The sequence below is a fragment of the Mitsuaria sp. PDC51 genome (assembly GCF_900113225.1).
Taxonomy (GTDB): Bacteria; Pseudomonadota; Gammaproteobacteria; order Burkholderiales; family Burkholderiaceae_C; genus Roseateles.
Genome location: NZ_FOZE01000003.1, coordinates 63,254 through 82,139, shown reverse-complemented (window position 1 = coordinate 82,139; position 18,886 = coordinate 63,254). Strand labels below are relative to the sequence as shown.

Below are 18,886 nucleotides of genomic sequence, written 5' to 3'. Positions count from 1 at the left end.
CGCGGAGCATCTCATATTCCGTCCAGGCGCGAGCGAGGCAGATCCTGGCGGTGAAAGCGCGACCTCACCGCGAGCAGCCCGCAGCGATCAGCGCGCGACCCAACCGCCAAGGTCGAGCCGCCACAGCGCGCCTTCACGAACCCAGCCAGGAGCGCGGTAGCTGTATCCGCGGCGCGCGGTTTCCCATCGCCCCCCGATCCATTGGTATCGATCTCCCGTCCAGTCCCAGTAACCGCCTATCCACAGGGCGCCTTCGAAGGGCGCGGGCGGGATGCGCTCGACCATCGGAGGCGGTGGCGCCTGGTCGAGCACGATCGCCGACACGGTGACGTGTGGGGGTGGAAGCAGCGGCAATGGCGGCGGCGGTGGCAATGGCGGCGGAGGCGGTGGCGGTGGCAACGGCGGTGGTGGCGGCAGTGGTGGCGGTGGCAGGAGCGGCACCGGAAGCGGGACCGGAGGTGGAGGCTCCTGGCCGTGGCCGACGAGCGGCACCAGGCACATGAGGATGACCAGCGCCTGGATGCAACGCACAAGCTTTGTCATGGGGCTTCCTTGAGAAGGCGGGGGATCGCTGCGACCAGCGAGGGGGCCTGCCACGCCCATCGAGTGCTCATAGGAGCGCGAAGGCCTTGGCGCCCACCGCCACCGTCAGCGTCAGGCTCGAGATCAGCACCCACCGCGCGGAACGCGATGCCCGGTGCTTCTCCACCGCGCGGTGACTCATGTCGAGCAGCACGAACCGGAGTCCGGCGGCCAGGTGGTGCAGGAAGGCCCACAGCAGGACCAGCGACAGCAGCTTCATGAGCCAGCCCGGCAGGCCGCCCCAACCGGTCGAGAACACCGCCGTCAGCCGTTCGTAGGAGCCCGCGGAGGCGAGCGCGGCCTCGAGGGTCGCGATGACCAGCGGCAGCGCCACGACCAGGAGCAGGCCGCTGACGCGATGCAGCAGCGACACCCAGGCGGTGGACGGGAACCTGGCCATGTAGGCCGGCAGTTGCGCAAGCCCGACGTTCCTGTGTGCCGGACGCATTTCTTTTTTCATCGGTGACAAGTCCTCGCGAATCAAGTGGGACGGTTGTGATCGGGCCCCGTCGCGGCGACCCCGGCGACGCCGCCCTCACACCGGCTGGAGCCGCTCCTGCGCCGGCCCGGCGCCGACCAGCCGGCGCAGCGCCTGCGCCAGCGCATGCTCGCCAGCGATGTCCCTGGGCATGAAGGCCATGAACTCGATGAGCGAGCCCATCACCATCGCGTGCGCGAGCTGCACCCGGTGCCGCCGCGCCACGCGACCGAGCACGTCGCGCCGGGCCACGCAATGCCGCGCCAGGAACCAGGTGACCGCGACCCGCACCCGAGCCATCCGCGCCCGCGCCGCAGCCTCCGACGCGTTGAACAGCAGCGTCACGCAGAGCCCGCGCAGGCGCTCCTGGGTCACGCAGGCCATCACCGCCCGTGCCAGCGTCGTGCAAGGATCCTCCCAGGCCTGCTGTCGCAATTGCTCCAGCGGCAGCGTCGTCGCCGCGAGCGACTCCTCCACCAGGCGCTCCTTCGACCGGAAGTGCCAGTACACCGCGCCCCGCGACACCCCCGACGCCGCGCACACCTCCTCCAGCGTCATGTTGCGGATGCCGCGCTCCTGCAGCACGCGGATCGCCGTCGACAGCAGCATCGACCGCCGCGACGGCCGGCCCCGCGGCGCGGGCGCCGGGCCCGCTGGTTTCATGTCGCCTTCCTGGTCCATGGATGCCCTCCTGGTGCTCAACACTGCCCCTCGCGACCGCGACCGCGACCGCGACCGCAACCACGGCCGCGGCCGCGACCGGCGCTCAGCCGTTCCAGCCACCGCCCAGCGCCTTGTAGAGCGTCACCCCGTTGGTCAGCCGCGAGAGCCGCATGCCGATCAGCGTCTGCTGCGCGCCGTACCAGGAGCGCTGCGCATCCAGCACGTCCAGGTAGCTATCGACGCCACGCGCGAAGCGGGCATCGGACAGCTTCAGCGCATCGCCGCTCGCCTCGACCAGCGACTGCTGCGCCTGCAGCTGACCGCTCAGCGCCTCGCGCTGCGCCAGCGCATCCGCCACCTCGCGGAAGGCGGACTGGATCGCCTGCTCGTACTGCGCCACGGCGATGTCGCGCCCGGCGATGGCGCTGTCGAGCGAGGCCCGGTTGCTGCCGCCATCGAAGATCGGCAGGCTGATCTGCGGCAGGAAGGTCCAGGATCCCGAACCGCCCTTGAACAGGCCTGACAGGTCCGCGCTGCCGCTGCCCGCCGAGGCCGTCAGGCTGATGCGCGGATAGAAGGCCGCGCGCGCCGCGCCGATGTTGGCCGTGGCGGCCTTGAGCTTGTGCTCCGACTGCAGCAGATCGGGCCGGCGCAGCATCAGCTCGGACGGCAGTCCGGCCGGCAGCTCGGGGAGCGCATTGAGCGAGTCGCCGAGAGCGCCCGGCGCCAGTTCGGCCGGCACCGGCGCGCCCAGCAGCAGCGCCAGCGCATTGCGGTCCTGCGCGATCTGGCCGGTGTAGCGCGCCACGTCCACGCGCGCGCTGTCGACGCTGGTCTGCACCTGCCGCAGCGTCAGCGCCGAGGCGCTGCCCAGCTCGAAGCTGCGCTTGGTCAGCGTGTAGGTGTCGGACTGGCTGCGCAGCGTCTCGCGCGCCAGCGCCAGGCGCTCCAGGTCCGCGGCCCAGGTCAGGTAGGCCGTGGCCACCTCGGCCACCAGCGAAATCTGGGTGCTGCGCCTCGCCTCCTCGGTGGAGAGGTATTGCTCCAGCGCCTGCGCGCTCAGGTTGCGCACGCGGCCGAACAGGTCCAGCTCATAGGCGCTGACGCCCAGCGTCGCGCTGTACTGGTGGCTGGTCAACGCCTCGCCGGTCGCCGAGAGGCTGGCCGGCGTGCGGGTCGCGGTGCCGCTGCCGCTGGCGCTCAGCGTCGGCAAGGTGGCCGCGTCCTGGATCCGGTACTGCGCGCGGGCCTGCGCGATGTTGAGCACCGCCACGCGCAGGTCGCGGTTGTTGTCGAGCGCCAGCTCGATCAGGCCCCGCAGCTTCGCGTCGGCGAAGAAGGTCCGCCAGCCGACGTCCGCGTTCGCGGCGCCGTTCGATCCAGCGTCCGCCGGGGCGTCCGGGTAGTGCTCGGGCACCGGCGCGGCGGGACGCTCGTAGCGCGGCGCCAGGTTGACGCAGCCGCTCAGCAGCAGGGCCGCCGCCAGCGCCGTCAGGCCGGGCCAGGTCGGCAAAGGGACCAGGGAGATCAATCGGGTCATGTCAGTGGCCCTCGTTCAACAGGGGGGAGGCATCGGCGGCGGGGGCCCCGGCGGACTCGGCCGCCGCAGGCTTGTTACGCCCGAACAGTCCCTGCACGACGACGAAGAACAGCGGCACGAAGAAGATCGCCAGCACCGTGCCGGACACCATGCCGCCGACGACGGCCGTGCCGAGCGCGTTCTGCGCGCCGGCGCCGGCGCCCTTGCTGACCATCAGCGGCAGCACGCCCAGGATGAAGGCCAGCGAGGTCATCAGGATCGGCCGCAGGCGCATGCGCGCCGCGGCGATCGCGGCCTCGAGGGTGGACATGCCTTTCGCATGCAGCTCCTTCGCGAACTCGACGATCAGGATCGCGTTCTTCGAGGCCAGGCCCACCGTGGTCAGCAGGCCCACCTGGAAGTAGACGTCGTTCATCTTCCAGGTCAGCACCGCGCCGACCAGCGTGCCCAGCACGCCCAGCGGCACCACCAGCACCACCGAGAACGGGATGGACCAGCTCTCGTACAGCGCCGCCAGGCACAGGAACACCACCAGGATGGACACCGCGTACAGCAGGCCCGCCTGGCCGCCGGCCTCGCGCTCCTGGCGCGAGACGCCGGTCCACTCGTAGCCGATGCCCGGCGGCAGCGCGGCCGCGTGGCGCTCCACCAGGTCCAGCGCCTGGCCGCTGGACAGCGCGCCCGGCAGCGCCATGCCCAGGATCTCCACCGACGGCACGCCGTTGTAACGCTCCAGGCGCGGGGAGCCCAGGGTCCAGCTGGCGGTGGCGAAGGCGCTGAAGGGCACCATGGTCCCGGCGGCATTGCGGACGAACCAATGGTCGATGTCGCCCGGCAGCATCCGGAACGGCGCATCCGACTGCAGGAAGACCTTCTTCACCCGGCCACGATCGATGAAGTCGTTGACGTAGTTGCTGCCCCAGGCGGTCGAGAAGGTCGCGTTCACGTCGCTCATCGACAGGCCCAGCGCGCCGACCTTGTGCTCGTCGATGTCGAGCCGGAAGTCGGGCGTGTCCTCCATGCCGTTGGGCCGCACGGCGACCAGGCCCGGCTCCTTCATCAGTGCGCCCAGCAGCTGGTTGCGGGCCTGCATCAGCGCGGCATGGCCGAGGTTGGCGCGGTCTTGCAGCATCAGGTCGAAGCCGCTTGCATTGCCCAGCTCCGACACCGCGGGCGGCACGATCGCGAAGACCGTCGCGTTGCGGATCTTCGACAGCGTCTCCATCGCCCGTCCGGCCACCGCCGCGGCCTTCAGCTCCGGCCGGACGCGGTCGCCCCAGGGCTTGAGCTTCACGAAGGCGAAGCCGGCGTTCTGGCCGCTGCCCGCGAAGCTGAAGCCCGCCACGGAGAAGATGGCGTCCACCGCGTCCTTCTGCTCGACCAGGAAGTGATGGTCGACCTGCTGGAGCACCTCCTGCGTCCTGGCCTGCGTGGCGCCGGGCGGCAGTTGCACCAGCGTGAACAGCGTGCCCTGATCCTCTTCCGGCAGGAAGCCGGCGGGGATCTTGCTGAAGACAAATCCGACCACCGCCACCAGCACCGCGTAGCCGGCCATGTAGCGCCAGCCGCGGCCCAGCATGTGCTGCACGATGCCCTGGTAGCGGCGGTTGCCACGGTCGAAGGCGCGGTTGAACGCGCCGAAGAAGCCGGTCGTCGCCAGCGCATGGCCCTTGGCCACCGGCTTGAGCAGCGTCGCGCACAGCGCCGGCGTCAGGATCATCGCCACCAGCACCGACAGTGTCATCGCCGACACGATGGTCACGGTGAACTGGCGGTAGATCACGCCGGTCGAGCCGCCGAAGAAGGCCATCGGCACGAAGACCGCCGCCAGCACCAGCGCCACGCCGACCAGCGCGCCGGTGATCTGCCCCATCGACTTGCGCGTCGCCTCCAGCGGCGACAGGCCTTCCTCGCTCATCACGCGCTCGACGTTCTCGACGACGACGATCGCGTCGTCGACCAGCAGGCCGATGGCCAGCACCATCGCCAGCATCGTCAGCGTGTTGAGCGAGTAGCCGAACACCGCCAGCACGCCGAAGGTGCCCATCAGCACCACCGGCACCGCGATCGTCGGGATCAGCGTGGCGCGGAAGTTCTGCAGGAACAGGTACATCACCAGGAAGACCAGCACCACGGCCTCGATCAGCGTCTTGATCACCTCCTCGATGGAGATGCGCACGAACGGCGTCGTGTCGTAGGGCTTGATCACCTTGACGCCGGGCGGGAAGAACTTGCTGAGCTCCTCGAGCTTCGCATCGATGCCCTTGACCGTGTCGAGCGCGTTCGCGCCGGTCGCCAGCTTGATCGCCAGACCCGCCGCCGGCTTGCCGTTGAAGTGCGCGACCGTGGCGTAGCTCTCGCTGCCCAGCTCGACGCGCGCCACGTCGCGCAGCCGCACCGCCGAGCCGTCCGCCTGCGTGCGCAGCAGGATGGCCTCGAACTCCGCGGCCGTCTTCAGCCGCGTCTGCGCGGTGATGGTGGCGTTGAGCTGCTGGCTCGGCACCGCCGGCAGGCCGCCGAGCTGGCCGGCCGAGACCTGCGCGTTCTGCGCCTGCACCGCGGCCTTCACATCCAGCGGCGTCAGCTTGAAGCTGTTGAGCTTGCCCGGGTCCAGCCAGATGCGCATCGCATATTGCGAGCCGAACAGCGTCGTGTCACCCACGCCTTCCACGCGGCTGATCGGGTCCTGCACGTTGGCCGCGACGTAGTCCGACAGGTCGGACCCGTTGAGCCGGCCGTCCTCCGAGATGAAGGCCAGCACATTCAGGAAGTTGTTGGCCGACTTGGCGACCTGAACGCCCTGCTGCTGGACCTCCTGCGGCAGCAGCGGGGTCGCCAGCGCCAGCTTGTTCTGGACCTGCACCTGCGCGGTGTCGGGATTGGTGCCCGTCTCGAAGGTCAGCGTGATGGTCACGCTGCCGGTCGATTCGCTGGTCGAGGCGATGTAAGAGAGCCGGTCCAGCCCCTTCATCTTCTGCTCGATGACCTGCGTGACGGTGTCCTCCAGGGTTTTGGAGGAGGCGCCGGGATAGTTCGCCGTGATGGCGATGGCGGGCGGGGCGATGGTGGGGTATTGCGCGATCGGCAGGGTCAGCACCGCGACGGTGCCGGCCAGCATCGTGATGATGGCCAGGACCCAGGCGAAGATCGGACGGTCGATGAAGAAGCGAGCCATGAGGGTCTCCGTCCGATGCTCAATGCGCGGTCGCGGCGCTGGCCGCGGCGGTCTTCACGGCGGCGGGCAGGGACGGCGCGGCCGCCGCCTTGACCTCGACCGGCTGTCCCGGCCGCGCCTTCTGCTGGCCCTCGACGACGAGCCGGTCGCCCGCCTTCAGGCCGCTGCCGACCAGCCACTGGTCGCCGATGGCCCGCTCCGTCGTCAGCGCGCGCTGCGCGAGCTTGCCGTCGCCGTCCACGACGAAGGCCACCGGCTTGCCGGTGCTGTCGCGACTGACCGCCGGTTGCGGCACCAGCACGGCCTGGTCGATCACGCCCTCCTCGATCACCGCCTTCGCGTACATGCCGGGCAGCAGGTCGCCGCGCGGATTCGGGAACTCGGCCCGCAGCGTCACGGCGCTGGTGTTCTGGTCCACCGTCACCTCGGAGAACTGCAGCTTGCCGGCCTGCGGATAAACGCTGCCGTCCTCGAGCACCAGCCGCACGGCGGCCGTGCCGCTCTTGAGCCGGCCGTTCTCCAGCGAACGCTTGAGCGCCAGCAGCGTGCCGCTGGATTGCGTCACGTCGACATAGATGGGATCGAGCTGCTGCACCGTCGCCATCGCGGCCGCCTGGTTGGCGGTGACCAGCGCGCCCGGCGTCACCGTGGAGCGGCCGATGCGCCCGCTGATCGGCGCGGTGATGCGGGTGTAGGCCAGGTTGATGCGCTGTGTCTGCAGCGTGGCGCGCGCGGCGCCGACATCGGCCTCGGCCTGCAGCAGGCTGGCGGCGGCATCGTCGGCTTCCTGCTGGCTCACGGCCTTGATCGCGGACAGCTCGTGGTAGCGGCCGGCCTTCAGCCTCGCCGACACCAGCGTCGCCTCGGCCTTGGCGAGCGTGGCCTGCGCGTTGTCGACGTTGGCGCGATAGGTCGCCGGATCGATCTGGTACAGCAGTTCGCCGGCCTTGACCTCGCTGCCCTCCTTGAAGCGGCGTTCCTGCACCAGCCCACCGACCTGCGGTCGCACCTCGGCGACGAGCGCCGCCGTGACCCGGCCCGGCAACTCGGTCGTCAGCGCCAGGCGCTGCGGCTTCACAGTCGTGACAGCGACCTGCGGCGTGCCGTTGCCGCCCATGTTGGGCGGATGCGGCGGCTCGCCGCAGGCAGCGAGGGCCAGTGCCGCAACAGCGGCCAGCAGCGCCGTGGGCAGGAAGGGATCTTGGCGGATGCTCATGGCGGACCTCCGGGTCGAGCAGTCTTGGTCATTTCTAAAACGTACCGAACGGTTCGGTATTGGCGCGGATTATTGGATTGACAGTTCCCGGGTGTCAAGAAAAAATGGACCGATTGGTACGGTTAAGGAGATGTCGTGAAAGTCCGCACTGAAGCGCGCCGCGAGGCCATCCTCGAAGTGGCCTCGCAGGTGTTCCTGGAGTTCGGCTACGAGCGCGCATCGATGGCCGAGATCGTCAAGCGCATCGGCGGATCGAAGTCGACGATCTATGGCTACTTCGCGTCGAAGGAGGAGCTGTTCCTCGCGGTGACCGAGGCGGCCGGCGACCGGCACATGGCCACGGCGCTGGCGGAGATCGCGGAGTACCGCGGCGGCGACCTCGAGGCCAGGCTCACCCGCTTCGCCGAGAAGCTGACGGCGTTCCTGACCAGCGACGAATCGGTGTCGGCGCATCGCATGGTGCTGGGCGCGGCGGGCCATTCGGACATCGGCCGCATGTTCTACGAGGTCGGCCCGCAGCGGGGCATGGCGGTCATGACGGAGATGTTCCGGCAAGCGGTGGAACTGGGCGAGCTGCGCCGCGAGGACCCGGGGCTCCTGGCCCAGTACTTCGGCGCGCTGGTCAACGCGGAGCACTACCACCGGTGGTTCCACCGCGATCTTCCGCCGCCGAGCCGGCTCCAGATCAAGCGGGCCGCGCGACGCGCGGTGGACGTCTTCCTCAGGGCCTACGCCCCCGCCGGCGCGCCCCCCGCCCCGTCCGCCCGGAAGGAAGCGCGATCGTCCTGATCACTCCAGACGGGCGAGCGCCCATGAAAAAAAGCGCCGACGTTGCCGTCGGCGCTTCTTGGCGTTTGACCGGCGCCGCGAGGAGCGCCGGACAGTCTGTCGCGATCAGTGCTTCGCGCTGCGCGCGTACACCGACCACAGGCCGGCCAGGTCGGCCGAGCCGTCGGTGCCCTTGACGGTGCGCCAGGTCGCTTGCGCCTTGGCCTTGTCGCCGGCCAGGAACTGCGCCAGGCCCAGGTAGAGCTTGGCATCGTCCGGACGCTTCAGGTTGCCCTTGGCGATGCCTTCCTCCATCAGCTTGATGCCGGCGGCGGCCTGGCCGCGCTGCACCTGCGCGAAACCGACCTTCACCAGCTCGTCGCCTTCACGGGCGCCGCGGGCGGCCGTCTCGGCGGCAGCCGCACCGGCCTTGGCTTCGGCGATCCGCTTGTCCAGCAGGTCGGCCAGGCGCTTCGGACGGCCGTTGTCGTCGGTCGGCTTCAGGACGCCGGCGGCGAAGCCCTTGTCCAGCACCTTCTTGCCTTCATCCGGATAACCCGCCGCGCCCGCCAGCTGGGCCAGCTCCATGTAGTCGTTGGCGCCCTGCATGTTGTCGGTCACCAGGCGCAGGCGCAGCACGTCGACCTGGTAGCGGCCGGCGGCGAAGCCCTTCTTGCTTTGCAGCGTGCCCAGCGACTGCGCCCACAGCTTCTGCGTCGGGTAGTAGTTCAGCAGCTTCTGGATCAGCGCCGACTCGGTGGCGCCGTCGCCCTTCTTGTTGGCGGCCCACAGCGCGGTGTTGAGCTTGTCCTGCGACGGCGTGCGACCGGCCTTCTCGTCGGCGGCGATCTCGGCCAGCGTGTCCTTCAGCACCGTCGTCACATCACCGGAACGCAGCTGCGCGGCGCTCTGGATCTGCTTCATCGTCGGGCTGTTGCCCCCGGCGGCGTTGTACTTGTTGACCCACTCCAGCGCCTTGGCGCCATTGCCCGCGCGGAGGTAGGTGCCGGCGATGGCTTCCATCGTCAGCAGCTTGTTGGCCGCGGGCATCTTGCCGGCGGCGCTCAGCGCGTCATAGGCCTTGGCCATGCCGTCGGCATCGCCCAGGCGCGAGGCGGCGGACAGGCGCAGGCCTTCCAGCGTCGCGTTCTCGTCGGCGTTGCGGCCGGGAACGGCCTCGGCCTCGCGGATCTTGGCCATCGCTTCCTGCGCCTTGCCCGCCTTGAGCAGGTCGGACGCGGCCTTGAGCGCGCCACCGACTTGCGGGCGCACCTGCGCGGCGGCCTGGGACAGGACGCTCAGGCTGCCTTCGGGCGTCGTGCCCAGCACCAGCGCGGCGGCGCCCACGGCGGCGGTTGCCAGCAGTTTGAGTTTCATTCGCTTGCTCTCCTACGAAGAAAAACGCGCCACCCTCGCGGGCAGCGCGTTCTGGTCAGACACCAATCAGACAGGCATCCGGTCTCAGTTCAGGAACTGCTCGTTCCCGACCATCGCCATCTTCTTGACGCCCAGGCGCTGCGCCGACGCCATCACGTTGGCGACATAACCGTACTCGGCCAGCTTGTTCGGCTTGATGTGCACTTCCGGTTGATCCGGAATCGCCGCGATCTCGGCCATCTTGGCCTCGAGCGCCGCGTGGTTCGGCACGGCCGCGCCGTCCCAGAACACGGTGCCGTCGAAGTCGATCGCCACTTCGTGGACGATCGGCTCGGTCGGCGGCGTCTGGTTGTTGGGCGGCGGCATGTCCAGGTTGACCGAATGCAGCTGGATCGGGATGGTGATGATCAGCATCACCAGCAGCACCAGCATCACGTCGATCAGCGGCGTCGTGTTGACGTCCAGCATGGTTTCGGGATCGTCACCACCACCGGAGCTTCCGACATTCATACCCATTCTTCAGCTCCTTCAGCCACCACGAGCCGGCGGCTCGGTGACGAACTTGATGGACATGATGCCCGCGCGCTGGCACGCGACCATCACCTTGCCCACGTTCTCGTAGCGCGATTTCTCGTCGCCACGGATGTGGACTTCCGGCTGAGGATTCAGAACCGCCACCTTCTTCAGGCGCGCCACCAGCGTTTCCGTATCCGGAATCGGCTGCACGCCCCAGTAGATGTCGCCATCCTTGGTCACCGCGATTTCGATGTTCTCCGGCTTGGTGACGCGGACGACGTTCGTCTCCTTCGGCAGGGTCACCCCCACCGATTGCGTCACCACCGGCACGGTGATCAGGAAGATGATCAGGAGCACCAGCATCACGTCCACCAGGGGCGTGGTGTTGATGGTCGAGACCACCTCGTCGTCGCCACCGGACGAACCTACGTTCATCCCCATATTGCGTCTCCGGGACTGCTGTGGATTAGCGGCCGGCGACCTTGCGGCTGCCCATCAGGACGCCGTGCAGGTCAGCAGCGAAGGCACGGACCTGGCCCATGACCGACTTGTTGCGGTTGACCAGCCAGTTGTAGCCCAGCACGGCCGGAACGGCCACGCCCAGACCGATGGCGGTCATGATCAGCGCGGCGCCCACGGGGCCGGCGACCTTGTCGATCGAAGCCTGACCGGCCACGCCGATCTGGGTCAGCGCCTGCAGGATGCCCCACACGGTACCGAACAGGCCGATGAAGGGGCTGGTCGAGCCGACGGTGGCCAGGAAGCCCAGGCCGCCTTGCAGGCGCGAGTTCACTTCCTGCACGGCGCGGTCGATGTTCATCGTGACCCAGGTGTTGTGGTCGATGTTCTCGGTCAGCGCGCCTTCGTGGTGTTCCGAAGCTTCCACGCCGGTCTGGGCGATGAAGCGGAACGCGCCGGTCTCGCTCAGGCTCTTCAGGCCTTCCTGCAGGGAAGCCTTCTTGAAGAACGAGGCGCGGACTTCCTTGGCTTCACGGGCGATCTTGGAGGTGTCCCAGAGCTTCGTGAACAGGATGTACCAGGAACCCATGGACATGATGGCCAGGATGGCCAGCACGGCCTGGTCGACCACGTTGCCGTGGGCGACGATGTTGCCCAGGCTGTAGGGGTTGTCGACCGGCTTGGCGGCGGCCGGTTCGGCGACGGCGGCGGGAGCGATGTCGGCAGGAGCGGGAGTGGCTTCAGCGGCGGAGGCGGCGGCCGAGGCAGCCTGGTCCTGCGCTTGGGCGGCCAGCGGGGAGACGGCCAGGGTCGCGGCGCAGGCGACGGCCGCAAACAAGGCAGACAGACGAGAGATCATGGAGTTAGCTCCTACGCAAAAAGTCTTGAACTCAGGTTGAGGGGTCCGGAGCGCGTCGGGCGCTCCGTATTCAGTCGATCGCGGGTCGGACGGTCCCGCGGATCATTCCATGTTGAACACGAATTCCTGTTCCAGGACCGCGTCCACGCATTCATAGGTCTCCGACAGCGTCGAGGTGATCGCGTTCTTGAGCGCGCGATCCGCCTTGCGGTCGCTGGCGCCACGCAGGGTCGCCAGGGAGATCTCGACCACCTTGCCACCCCTGACGGTGAACGTGGCCTTGTAGCTGGCAGTGCCGCTCCAGTTGAGCGCCGGCATTTCCGGCTTGCCCATCTTGCTGCAGCTGCCGATCGCCGAACGCACCTTCGGGGCCGGCGGGGCCGGCGGCGCGGGAGCGGCCGGCGGCGGTGCCGGGCGGAACTCCTGGGCCGGAGGCGGCGTCGTCGACTGCACGGCCACCGTCTGGGTCGGCGGCGGCGGGGCCGTCACGACGACTTCGGGCGGCGGCACGAACGGCGGCGGCGGCGCCTTGATGTCCGGGGGCGGCGGCACGACCTTTTCAGGCGGCGGCGGCGGCTTGACCTTTTCCTCGACGACCTTGACGTCGATCGGGCCCTTCACCGCCTCCTTGATCTTCGTCGCCAGGCCGCTGGCCAGGGCGCCGACGATCAGGACGTGGACCAAGACAACGAGGCCGAAGCCCGTCAGGCGCGATGACCCGCCTTTATCCTGCGCAAAGTTCATGCGCGCTCCTTCATCAAACTGCGAATTACTTTCATCGAAGCTACAAGGGGAGTTCGACTCAACACAGCGTCTGGTCGGATCAGGCGTTCGCGCCGCAACCTGGGGTCAGCAGCGCCTGTCTTGCCGGCTGTGCGAGCGACGGAAGCGAACGGTGCCAAGCCGCCGAAGCGCCACGGACCGCCGACCCGCCGAATGCAGGATGGACACACGAAGACTCGAAAACCCAGGGCACGATACGAACCCGACTCAACAAAAATGCCCGTCAGCTTGTGGCCGCGGGCGTCTCAAGGATCAGTCAGAAAACCGTAGGAAAACTACAGATTTCGGCTACCTTTCACGACCTTGATCATAAACGACATGCGCAAGCCGCCAGCCATGGGGTTTGCCCGAGCATGCGGGCATCGCCCATCGCACGGGTCACCTGCGGTTACAGCGGCGCCGTCGCCGGAGGGTCACCCCTCCTACCCTGGTATTCTACTGGTATGCCCTCTGCTCACCTTCCTCGGGGTGCTAGGGCTAACCCGCGAAGAGGTTACGGAACGAACAGCCGCTAGCCCCCAGCAATCCGCGTGCCGCTTACGCCGCGATCAGCCAGCCGGTGATCGCCTGGCGCTCCGCCATGGCGAATGGCGGCACGTAGGAGACGAAATGTCGCTGCGGCACAGTGAACAGCGACAGTGAATTGAAGTGGGGGAAGAAGGTGTCGAGCACCGATCCGTCCTCCGCGGTGAAGTGGAGCATCCCGCCCCAGTCGGGCCGCCAGCGCGGCGTGAGGTTGATCACGTAGGCGATCCGGCGGTCCTCGCGGTCGACATGGTCGTCGTGGGTGGTGAGGAAGTTACCGCGCGAGTACATCGTCGCCTGGGCGAAGACGCCATTGATTTCGGGGTCACCGCTGAGCTCGCGCATCGGCGACAGGAAGGCGTCGTCCGCCATCCAGCGCATGAAGCGGGCCAGCAGGTCGGAGCGGCCGTCCTTGACCGCGCGGACCAGCGAGTCGGAGAAGAACGAAAACTGGAAGCCCTCGCGCGCGATCCCGTGGATGCCCTCGGTCAGCTGCATGCGCTGCTGGGGCGTGAGCGCGCGCAGCTGCTCGCCGGTCAGGCGGCGGTCGCCGGTCGCGTCGCGATAGACCAGCTCCCAGTCGATCGCCTGCAGCGCCCGGTCCAGGGCCTCGGCCACCTCGGGCACGAAAAAGTCGCGAATAAGCACTCGGCCATCGGCGCGCAGCGTCCGGCCGAGCGCGGCGAAATCCAGCGTGGGGTTCAGATAGTTCATGGAAGCCTTGATGATGCCAGCCCCAACGAAAGCAGGCCCCGAAGGGCCTGCGGATCAGGTCAGGTCAAGAGACCCGGATCAGAAGCGGTAGGTGCCGCGCAGGTAGAAGGTGCGGCCCTTCACGTCGGCGTACGTCGGGTCGAAGCCCACCTGGAAGTAGTCTTCCTGGACGGTCGACGGCGGCTTCTTGTCGAACAGGTTGCGGATACCGACCGTGAAGATCATGTTCTTCACGCCCTTGTAGGTCGTCTGGAGGTCGGCCAGGTCGTAATGCTTGACCTTGCTGACCTCGTCGTAGTCCTGGTAACCGTTCTGGCGGAAGTAGCGGGCGCCGACGCCCCAGTTGCCCATGTCCCAGTCGACCGAGAAGGTCTGCTTGAAGCGGATCACCGGGCCGCCCACGGCGTACTTGCCCAGGTTGTCGACGGTGTCGCCGGAGATCACGTTCGTTTCCGTGCTCTTGGTCAGGATGGTGCCTTCCCAGCCCGGCGTGAACGTGCCCCACTCGGTGCGCAGGCGGGTGCGCGCGCTCAGGTCGAAGCCCTTGACGCGAGCCTGGCCGACGTTCTCCAGCGAGGCGTCGACGTGGTCCAGGTAGCCGGTGACCGGGTCGCGAACCAGGCGGCTCGAGAACACCGACGAGCTGGTCGTCGGGCCAGTCTGGTTCTTGAACCAGTCCTTCAGGATGTCGTCGCCGGTCAGCGCACGGATGCCGTTGGTGATCTTGATGTCGAAGTAATCGATTCCGACTGTCGTGTCCTTGATCAGCTCGAACACCAGGCCCGCGGTGAAGGTCTTGGACTTCTCCGGCTTCAGGTTCGGGTTGCTGTTGTTCACCGCGGTCAGCTGCGTGCTGCAGTGATCGGTATTCGGGAAGGCCGTGCAGCCGCGCAGCGCTTCATAGAACGGATCGGTGTAGTTGCTGCCCGTGTTCGTGCCGGCGGACGGCGCGTACAGGTTGTCCAGAGCCGGGGCGCGGAAGCCCTTGCCGGCCGAGGCGCGCAGCAGCACGCCGGTCATCGGGGTGAAGCGGACGGAGAACTTCGGGCTCGTGGACGACAGGCTCGGCGAGCTGAACGAACCGTCACGCGACTCGCCCTTCGTGCCGCTGTAGCGGTCGTGGCGGACGGCCGCGTTGAGTTCCAGCATCTTGTGCACCGGGAAGTTCGCCTCGGCGAAGATGCCGCTGACGTCACGCTGGCCGGTCACCGCGCCGGCGTTGCCGGAGCCGCCGACGATGTCGCCGGAGCCGGCGATGTCGGAGTAGCCGTCGTGGTACTTCTCCTTGCGGAATTCACCGCCGAAGGCGATGCCGGCATTGCCTGCGCCCACATTGAACAGCTCGCGGGACAGGGTGAAGTCGACGCCGGTGTTGCTGGTCTTGGACTTGCGGTTGTTGCCGGACAGCTCGGCCGACTTGAGCGCCGCGAGACCGGCGGCGTCGTTCGGGCCGAACGGGTTGATCAGGCCGGTCGCCAGCGCCTGGACCAGTCGGGTGTCGGAGAAGATGCCGCTGACATAGTCGTCGCGCGCCTTACCCTCGGCGTAGACGAAGGCGGCCTTGTAGTCGAAGCCCGCCAGCGTGCCCTCGGCACCGGCGACGGTGCGCAGCACTTCGTTGGTCACCTTGTCACGGCGCTGGCCGCCGTCGACCATCCGCCAGGAGATCCGCAGCGGACCGCGGTAGCCCGGCTGCACGGCGTCCACGGCTGCGGTCGGGTACCACTTGCCGCCACCGGGATACAGGTAGGCGGGCTTGCCAGTGGTCGTCGACGGGGTCTGCGACGAGCCCAGGATGATCTCGTTGCGGCTGTACGCGACTTCGGCGAAGAGCGTGTGATCAGGCGACGGCGCGATCGTGCCCTTCACCAGGGCGCCGTAGCGTTCCTGCTCAGGCACCAGATCGATGTAGTGGGTGTAGTCGTAGCGGCAGTTGGTGGCGCCCGGGTACGAGAAGCTGTCGGGCGGCGCGCAGTTCGGGAAGTTCGCCGCCAGCGGCACGTACTGGCCGGTCGACGGGATCACCGCGTTGGCGGGGAAGGTGTTGCCCGAATCCTTGATGATGCCCAGGTCCGGCCGGTTGCCGGTGGAGGCGTAACCACGGTCCTTGGCGCGGATCGGGTCGTACTTCTGGTAGTTGAACGTGCCCAGGACGTTGAACTTGTCCTTGTTCAGATCGCCGAAGCCCAGGCCGCCGGACAGCGAGAACACGTCGCCGACCGAGTGCGGGGTCTCCAGGCCGACCGACAGTTCGCCGCCGCGCCAATCCTTGCGGGTGATGAAGTTGATGACGCCGCCGATGGCGTCCGAACCGTAGGTCGCCGAGGCGCCATCACGCAGCACTTCGATGCGTTCGATCGCCGCCAGCGGGATCGAGTTCAAGTCCACGCCCTGACCCGAGAACGGGTAGATCGGCATGCGACGACCGTTCAGCAGCACCAGCGTGCGGGCGCGACCCAGGCCGCGCAGCGAAGCGCCGGTCTGGCCCGTGGCGGAGGAGTCTCCGATCGACTGGCCCATCGCGATGCCGCCGCCGTTGTTGTAGCTGAGGCGATCGACCAGCTCCTGCACGTTGGACGCGCCGCTCTTGTCGATGTTGTCGCGGGTGATGACGCTGACGGGCAGCGCCGTTTCAGCGTCGATCCGCTTGATCGAGGTACCGGTGATCTCCACGCGGTCCAGTTGCTGTTGAGCCATCGCCGGGGCGGCGATCACGCCGAGGGCAAGCAGCGCGGCGGTGTTGACGCTCTTTCGTTTGAACATGAGGACTCCTTATCCAGAAACACTTTTGGCTTGTTCCCGGGAACACGGGCGGCCGGGGTTCGGCCAGCGCCCTCCGAGCGGTGTTCCCGGGTCAGGGCCGCGCCAGTTTGTTGTCCGCTTTGCGAAGGAATCCCCCGTAATCTCCCTATGCAGCTTTTAACTAGCCTGTTTCTGGTAGGAAAACGCGGGTAAACACCGAAGGGCGCTCTGCAACCGACGTTGCAGCCGCGCGACGCGCGGGGAGCGCCCGAAACCCGTCGCCAAGGGGTGCCAAACGGCATGATTTGCACCATAACGGTGCATATCAATCACGATGCCGAGCGCGCTCCGCCCATCCGCCTTGGAAGCGGGCGGATTTCAGCGACTTTCAATGTGGCGTGAAGGTGCTGGCACCTGACGAACCCAAACGAAACCTCGTTCGGCACCGGAACGGTGCAAGGCTCAAGCCACCGATCGGGCGACGACGCGCGGCACCGCCGCGAGCAGCGTCCGGGTGTACCGCTCGCGCGGCTGCCCGAGCACCGTGTCGCAGCTGCCCGATTCCACGATGCGGCCGGCCTGCATCACTGCGACCTCGTCGGCGATGTACTCGACGACGCCGATGTTGTGGGTGATGAACAGGTAGGAGAGTCCGCGGCTGCGCTGGAGTTCGCGCAGCAGGTTCAGGATCTGCGCCTGGACCGACACGTCCAGCGCCGAGGTGGGTTCGTCGCAGACGATCAGGCGCGGCTCCACGGCCAGCGCGCGGGCGATGGCGATGCGTTGGCGCTGGCCGCCGGAGAACTCGTGCGGGAAGCGGGCCAGCGCGTCGCGGCGCAGGCCGACCTGGTCCAGCAACTCGTGCAGCAGCGCCAGGCGTGCCGGTGCATCGAGTTCGGGCCGCAGCGCCAGCAGGCCTTCCTCGAGCACTTCCTGCACGCGCAGCCGCGGATTCAACGACGCGAACGGATCCTGGAAGATGATCTGCACCTGCCGGCGCGCCTCCCGGAGCGCGTCGCCGTCGAGCTGGAACAGATCCTGGGGCGCCCCGCCCTGCCCTGCGGCTTCAACCGGAGGATGCAGCAAGGCCTGCCCCCCGATCACCGCCACGCGCCGAAGCAGCTGGACGATCGCCTTGCCGGAGGTGGTCTTGCCGCAGCCGGACTCGCCGACGAGGGCGAGGGTCTTGCCGGCCTCGATCGAGTAGGACACCCCGCCGACGGCGTCGAACCAGCGCTTCGTCCCCCCAAAGAACCCGCGCCCCATCGGATACCGCACGGTCAAGTCCTTCACCTCGAGCAGCAACCGAGGCGACTGCACGGTCGACTGCTCGGTCGACTGCATGGGGGGCTGCGATGGCGACTGCGCGAAGCCGTCGGCACCGGTGCCCCTCGGAGCGAATGCCGAGCGTGCGGAGGCGTCTGAGCGGAGAGGGGCACCGGTGCCGACGGCGATCTCCCGATCTGCCATGCCCCCTACCTCTCCCGCCACGTCGCCAGATCCTCCCGCCACGCCCCCCGTGGCATCGGCATAAAGCAGACACCTCACTTCATGCCCTACAGCCCCATCGGCCAGTCCGGCGAGCACCGGCTGCGTCGACGCGCAATGGGCCATGGCGCGATCGCAGCGCGGCGCGAAGCGGCAGCCTGAGAAGGTCTGCCACAACGGCGGCACGGTCCCTGGGATGGCGGCCAGCGGCTCCCCGCGGCGCTGCGCGTCCGGCAGCGCCCGCAGCAGCAGGCGCGCATAAGGATGTCTGGGTGCCGCGAAGAACTCCGCGGCCGACGCCACCTCGACGATCTGCCCCGCGTACATCAGCGCCACCTGGTGCGCCATCCCCGACACCACGCCGAGATCGTGGGTGATCAGCAGCAGCCCCAGCCCGCGCTCGCGCTGCAGGTCCTTGAGCAGGTCCAGGATCTGCGCCTGGATGGTGACGTCAAGCGCGGTGGTCGGCTCGTCGGCGATGAGGAAGTCCGGCTCGGCCGCCAGCGTCATCGCGATCATGATCCGCTGCTTCTGGCCGCCGGACAGCCGGAACGGGTACTCGTCGATGCGGCGCTCGGGTTCGGGGATGCCCACGCGGCGCAGCCAGTCCACCGCCTTCTGGCGCGCGGCCGCGCCGCGCAACGGCGTGTGGGCCTCGATCGCCTCGACGATCTGGTCGCCGACCTTCATCACCGGATTCAGGCTGGTCCCCGGCTCCTGGAAGATCATCCCGATGCGTCCGCCGCGCACGTCGCGCATGCGGGCTTCGCTCAGGTCGAACAGGTCCTGGCCGTCGAGCTCGAGCCGGCCGCCGGCGATGCGGCCGTTGTCCGGCAGCAGCCGCATCAGCGCCAGCGCCGTCATGCTCTTGCCGCAGCCGGACTCGCCCACCAGCGCGAAGGTCTGGCCTTGCGCCAGCGTCAGCCGCATGCCATCGATGGCGCGCACCAGGCCGGCGTCGGCGTCCAGGTGGACGTGGAGGTCGTCGATCTTCAGCATCT

Annotated in this window: 15 protein-coding genes; 1 reads left to right on the top strand and 14 read right to left on the bottom strand. The window is 68.3% G+C overall.

Going from position 1 to position 18,886, the window contains the following annotated elements:
* Positions 1–87: 87 nt before the first annotated feature.
* The 6 genes from BM393_RS26225 to BM393_RS20845 all read right to left on the bottom strand — a co-directional run bounded on the left by BM393_RS26225 (position 88) and on the right by BM393_RS20845 (position 7,648).
* A complete protein-coding gene (locus BM393_RS26225) occupies positions 88–285 on the bottom strand; it encodes a hypothetical protein (RefSeq protein ID WP_254783586.1) in 198 nt (65 codons plus the stop codon).
* A 325-nt stretch (positions 286–610) separates the two neighbouring features.
* Positions 611–1,042, bottom strand: a complete 432-nt coding sequence (gene sdhC, locus BM393_RS20865; RefSeq protein ID WP_091732218.1) for a succinate dehydrogenase, cytochrome b556 subunit — start codon at positions 1,040–1,042, stop codon at positions 611–613.
* Between the two features lie 75 nt (positions 1,043–1,117).
* The gene (locus BM393_RS20860) at positions 1,118–1,741 is read right to left on the bottom strand and encodes a TetR/AcrR family transcriptional regulator (RefSeq protein WP_091732215.1); all 624 of its coding nucleotides are present in this window, start codon (positions 1,739–1,741) and stop codon (positions 1,118–1,120) included.
* Between the two features lie 85 nt (positions 1,742–1,826).
* Entirely contained in the window at positions 1,827–3,263 is a 1,437-nt protein-coding gene (gene adeC, locus BM393_RS20855; RefSeq protein ID WP_091732212.1) for an AdeC/AdeK/OprM family multidrug efflux complex outer membrane factor, read from the bottom strand.
* Between the two features lies 1 nt (position 3,264).
* The gene (locus BM393_RS20850; RefSeq protein ID WP_091732208.1) at positions 3,265–6,438 is read right to left on the bottom strand and encodes an efflux RND transporter permease subunit; all 3,174 of its coding nucleotides are present in this window, start codon (positions 6,436–6,438) and stop codon (positions 3,265–3,267) included.
* Between the two features lie 19 nt (positions 6,439–6,457).
* Complete coding sequence (locus BM393_RS20845; RefSeq protein WP_404932680.1) at positions 6,458–7,648, bottom strand: efflux RND transporter periplasmic adaptor subunit; 1,191 nt, start codon at positions 7,646–7,648, stop codon at positions 6,458–6,460.
* Between the two features lie 141 nt (positions 7,649–7,789).
* Between BM393_RS20845 and BM393_RS20840 the strand changes: the two genes are divergently transcribed.
* Positions 7,790–8,443, top strand: coding sequence for a TetR/AcrR family transcriptional regulator (locus tag BM393_RS20840; protein WP_091732200.1), 654 nt, complete (start codon positions 7,790–7,792; stop codon positions 8,441–8,443).
* Positions 8,444–8,548: 105 nt separating this feature from the next.
* Here the strand turns inward: BM393_RS20840 and BM393_RS20835 are convergent, their stop codons facing one another.
* The 8 genes from BM393_RS20835 to BM393_RS20800 all read right to left on the bottom strand — a co-directional run bounded on the left by BM393_RS20835 (position 8,549) and on the right by BM393_RS20800 (position 18,884).
* Complete coding sequence (locus tag BM393_RS20835; protein WP_091732195.1) at positions 8,549–9,799, bottom strand: hypothetical protein; 1,251 nt, start codon at positions 9,797–9,799, stop codon at positions 8,549–8,551.
* Between the two features lie 84 nt (positions 9,800–9,883).
* Entirely contained in the window at positions 9,884–10,315 is a 432-nt protein-coding gene (locus tag BM393_RS20830; protein ID WP_175538449.1) for a biopolymer transporter ExbD, read from the bottom strand.
* Positions 10,316–10,327: 12 nt separating this feature from the next.
* A complete protein-coding gene (locus tag BM393_RS20825) occupies positions 10,328–10,756 on the bottom strand; it encodes a biopolymer transporter ExbD (protein ID WP_091732187.1) in 429 nt (142 codons plus the stop codon).
* 25 nt (positions 10,757–10,781) lie between these two features.
* Entirely contained in the window at positions 10,782–11,633 is an 852-nt protein-coding gene (locus tag BM393_RS20820; RefSeq protein ID WP_091732184.1) for a MotA/TolQ/ExbB proton channel family protein, read from the bottom strand.
* Between the two features lie 102 nt (positions 11,634–11,735).
* Positions 11,736–12,377 (bottom strand): hypothetical protein, encoded by a 642-nt coding sequence (locus tag BM393_RS26390; RefSeq protein WP_091732181.1) that lies wholly within the window; start codon positions 12,375–12,377, stop codon positions 11,736–11,738.
* A gap of 576 nt (positions 12,378–12,953) precedes the next feature.
* Positions 12,954–13,655, bottom strand: coding sequence for a 2OG-Fe(II) oxygenase family protein (locus BM393_RS20810; RefSeq protein ID WP_091732176.1), 702 nt, complete (start codon positions 13,653–13,655; stop codon positions 12,954–12,956).
* Positions 13,656–13,733: 78 nt separating this feature from the next.
* Positions 13,734–16,418 carry a TonB-dependent receptor gene (locus BM393_RS20805; protein WP_091732172.1) on the bottom strand — a complete coding sequence of 895 codons (2,685 nt, stop codon included), beginning with the start codon at positions 16,416–16,418 and terminating at the stop codon, positions 13,734–13,736.
* A gap of 441 nt (positions 16,419–16,859) precedes the next feature.
* Positions 16,860–18,884: a dipeptide ABC transporter ATP-binding protein gene (locus tag BM393_RS20800; protein WP_091732167.1), complete on the bottom strand. Its 2,025-nt coding sequence runs from the start codon at positions 18,882–18,884 to the stop codon at positions 16,860–16,862.
* Positions 18,885–18,886: the final 2 nt, after the last annotated feature.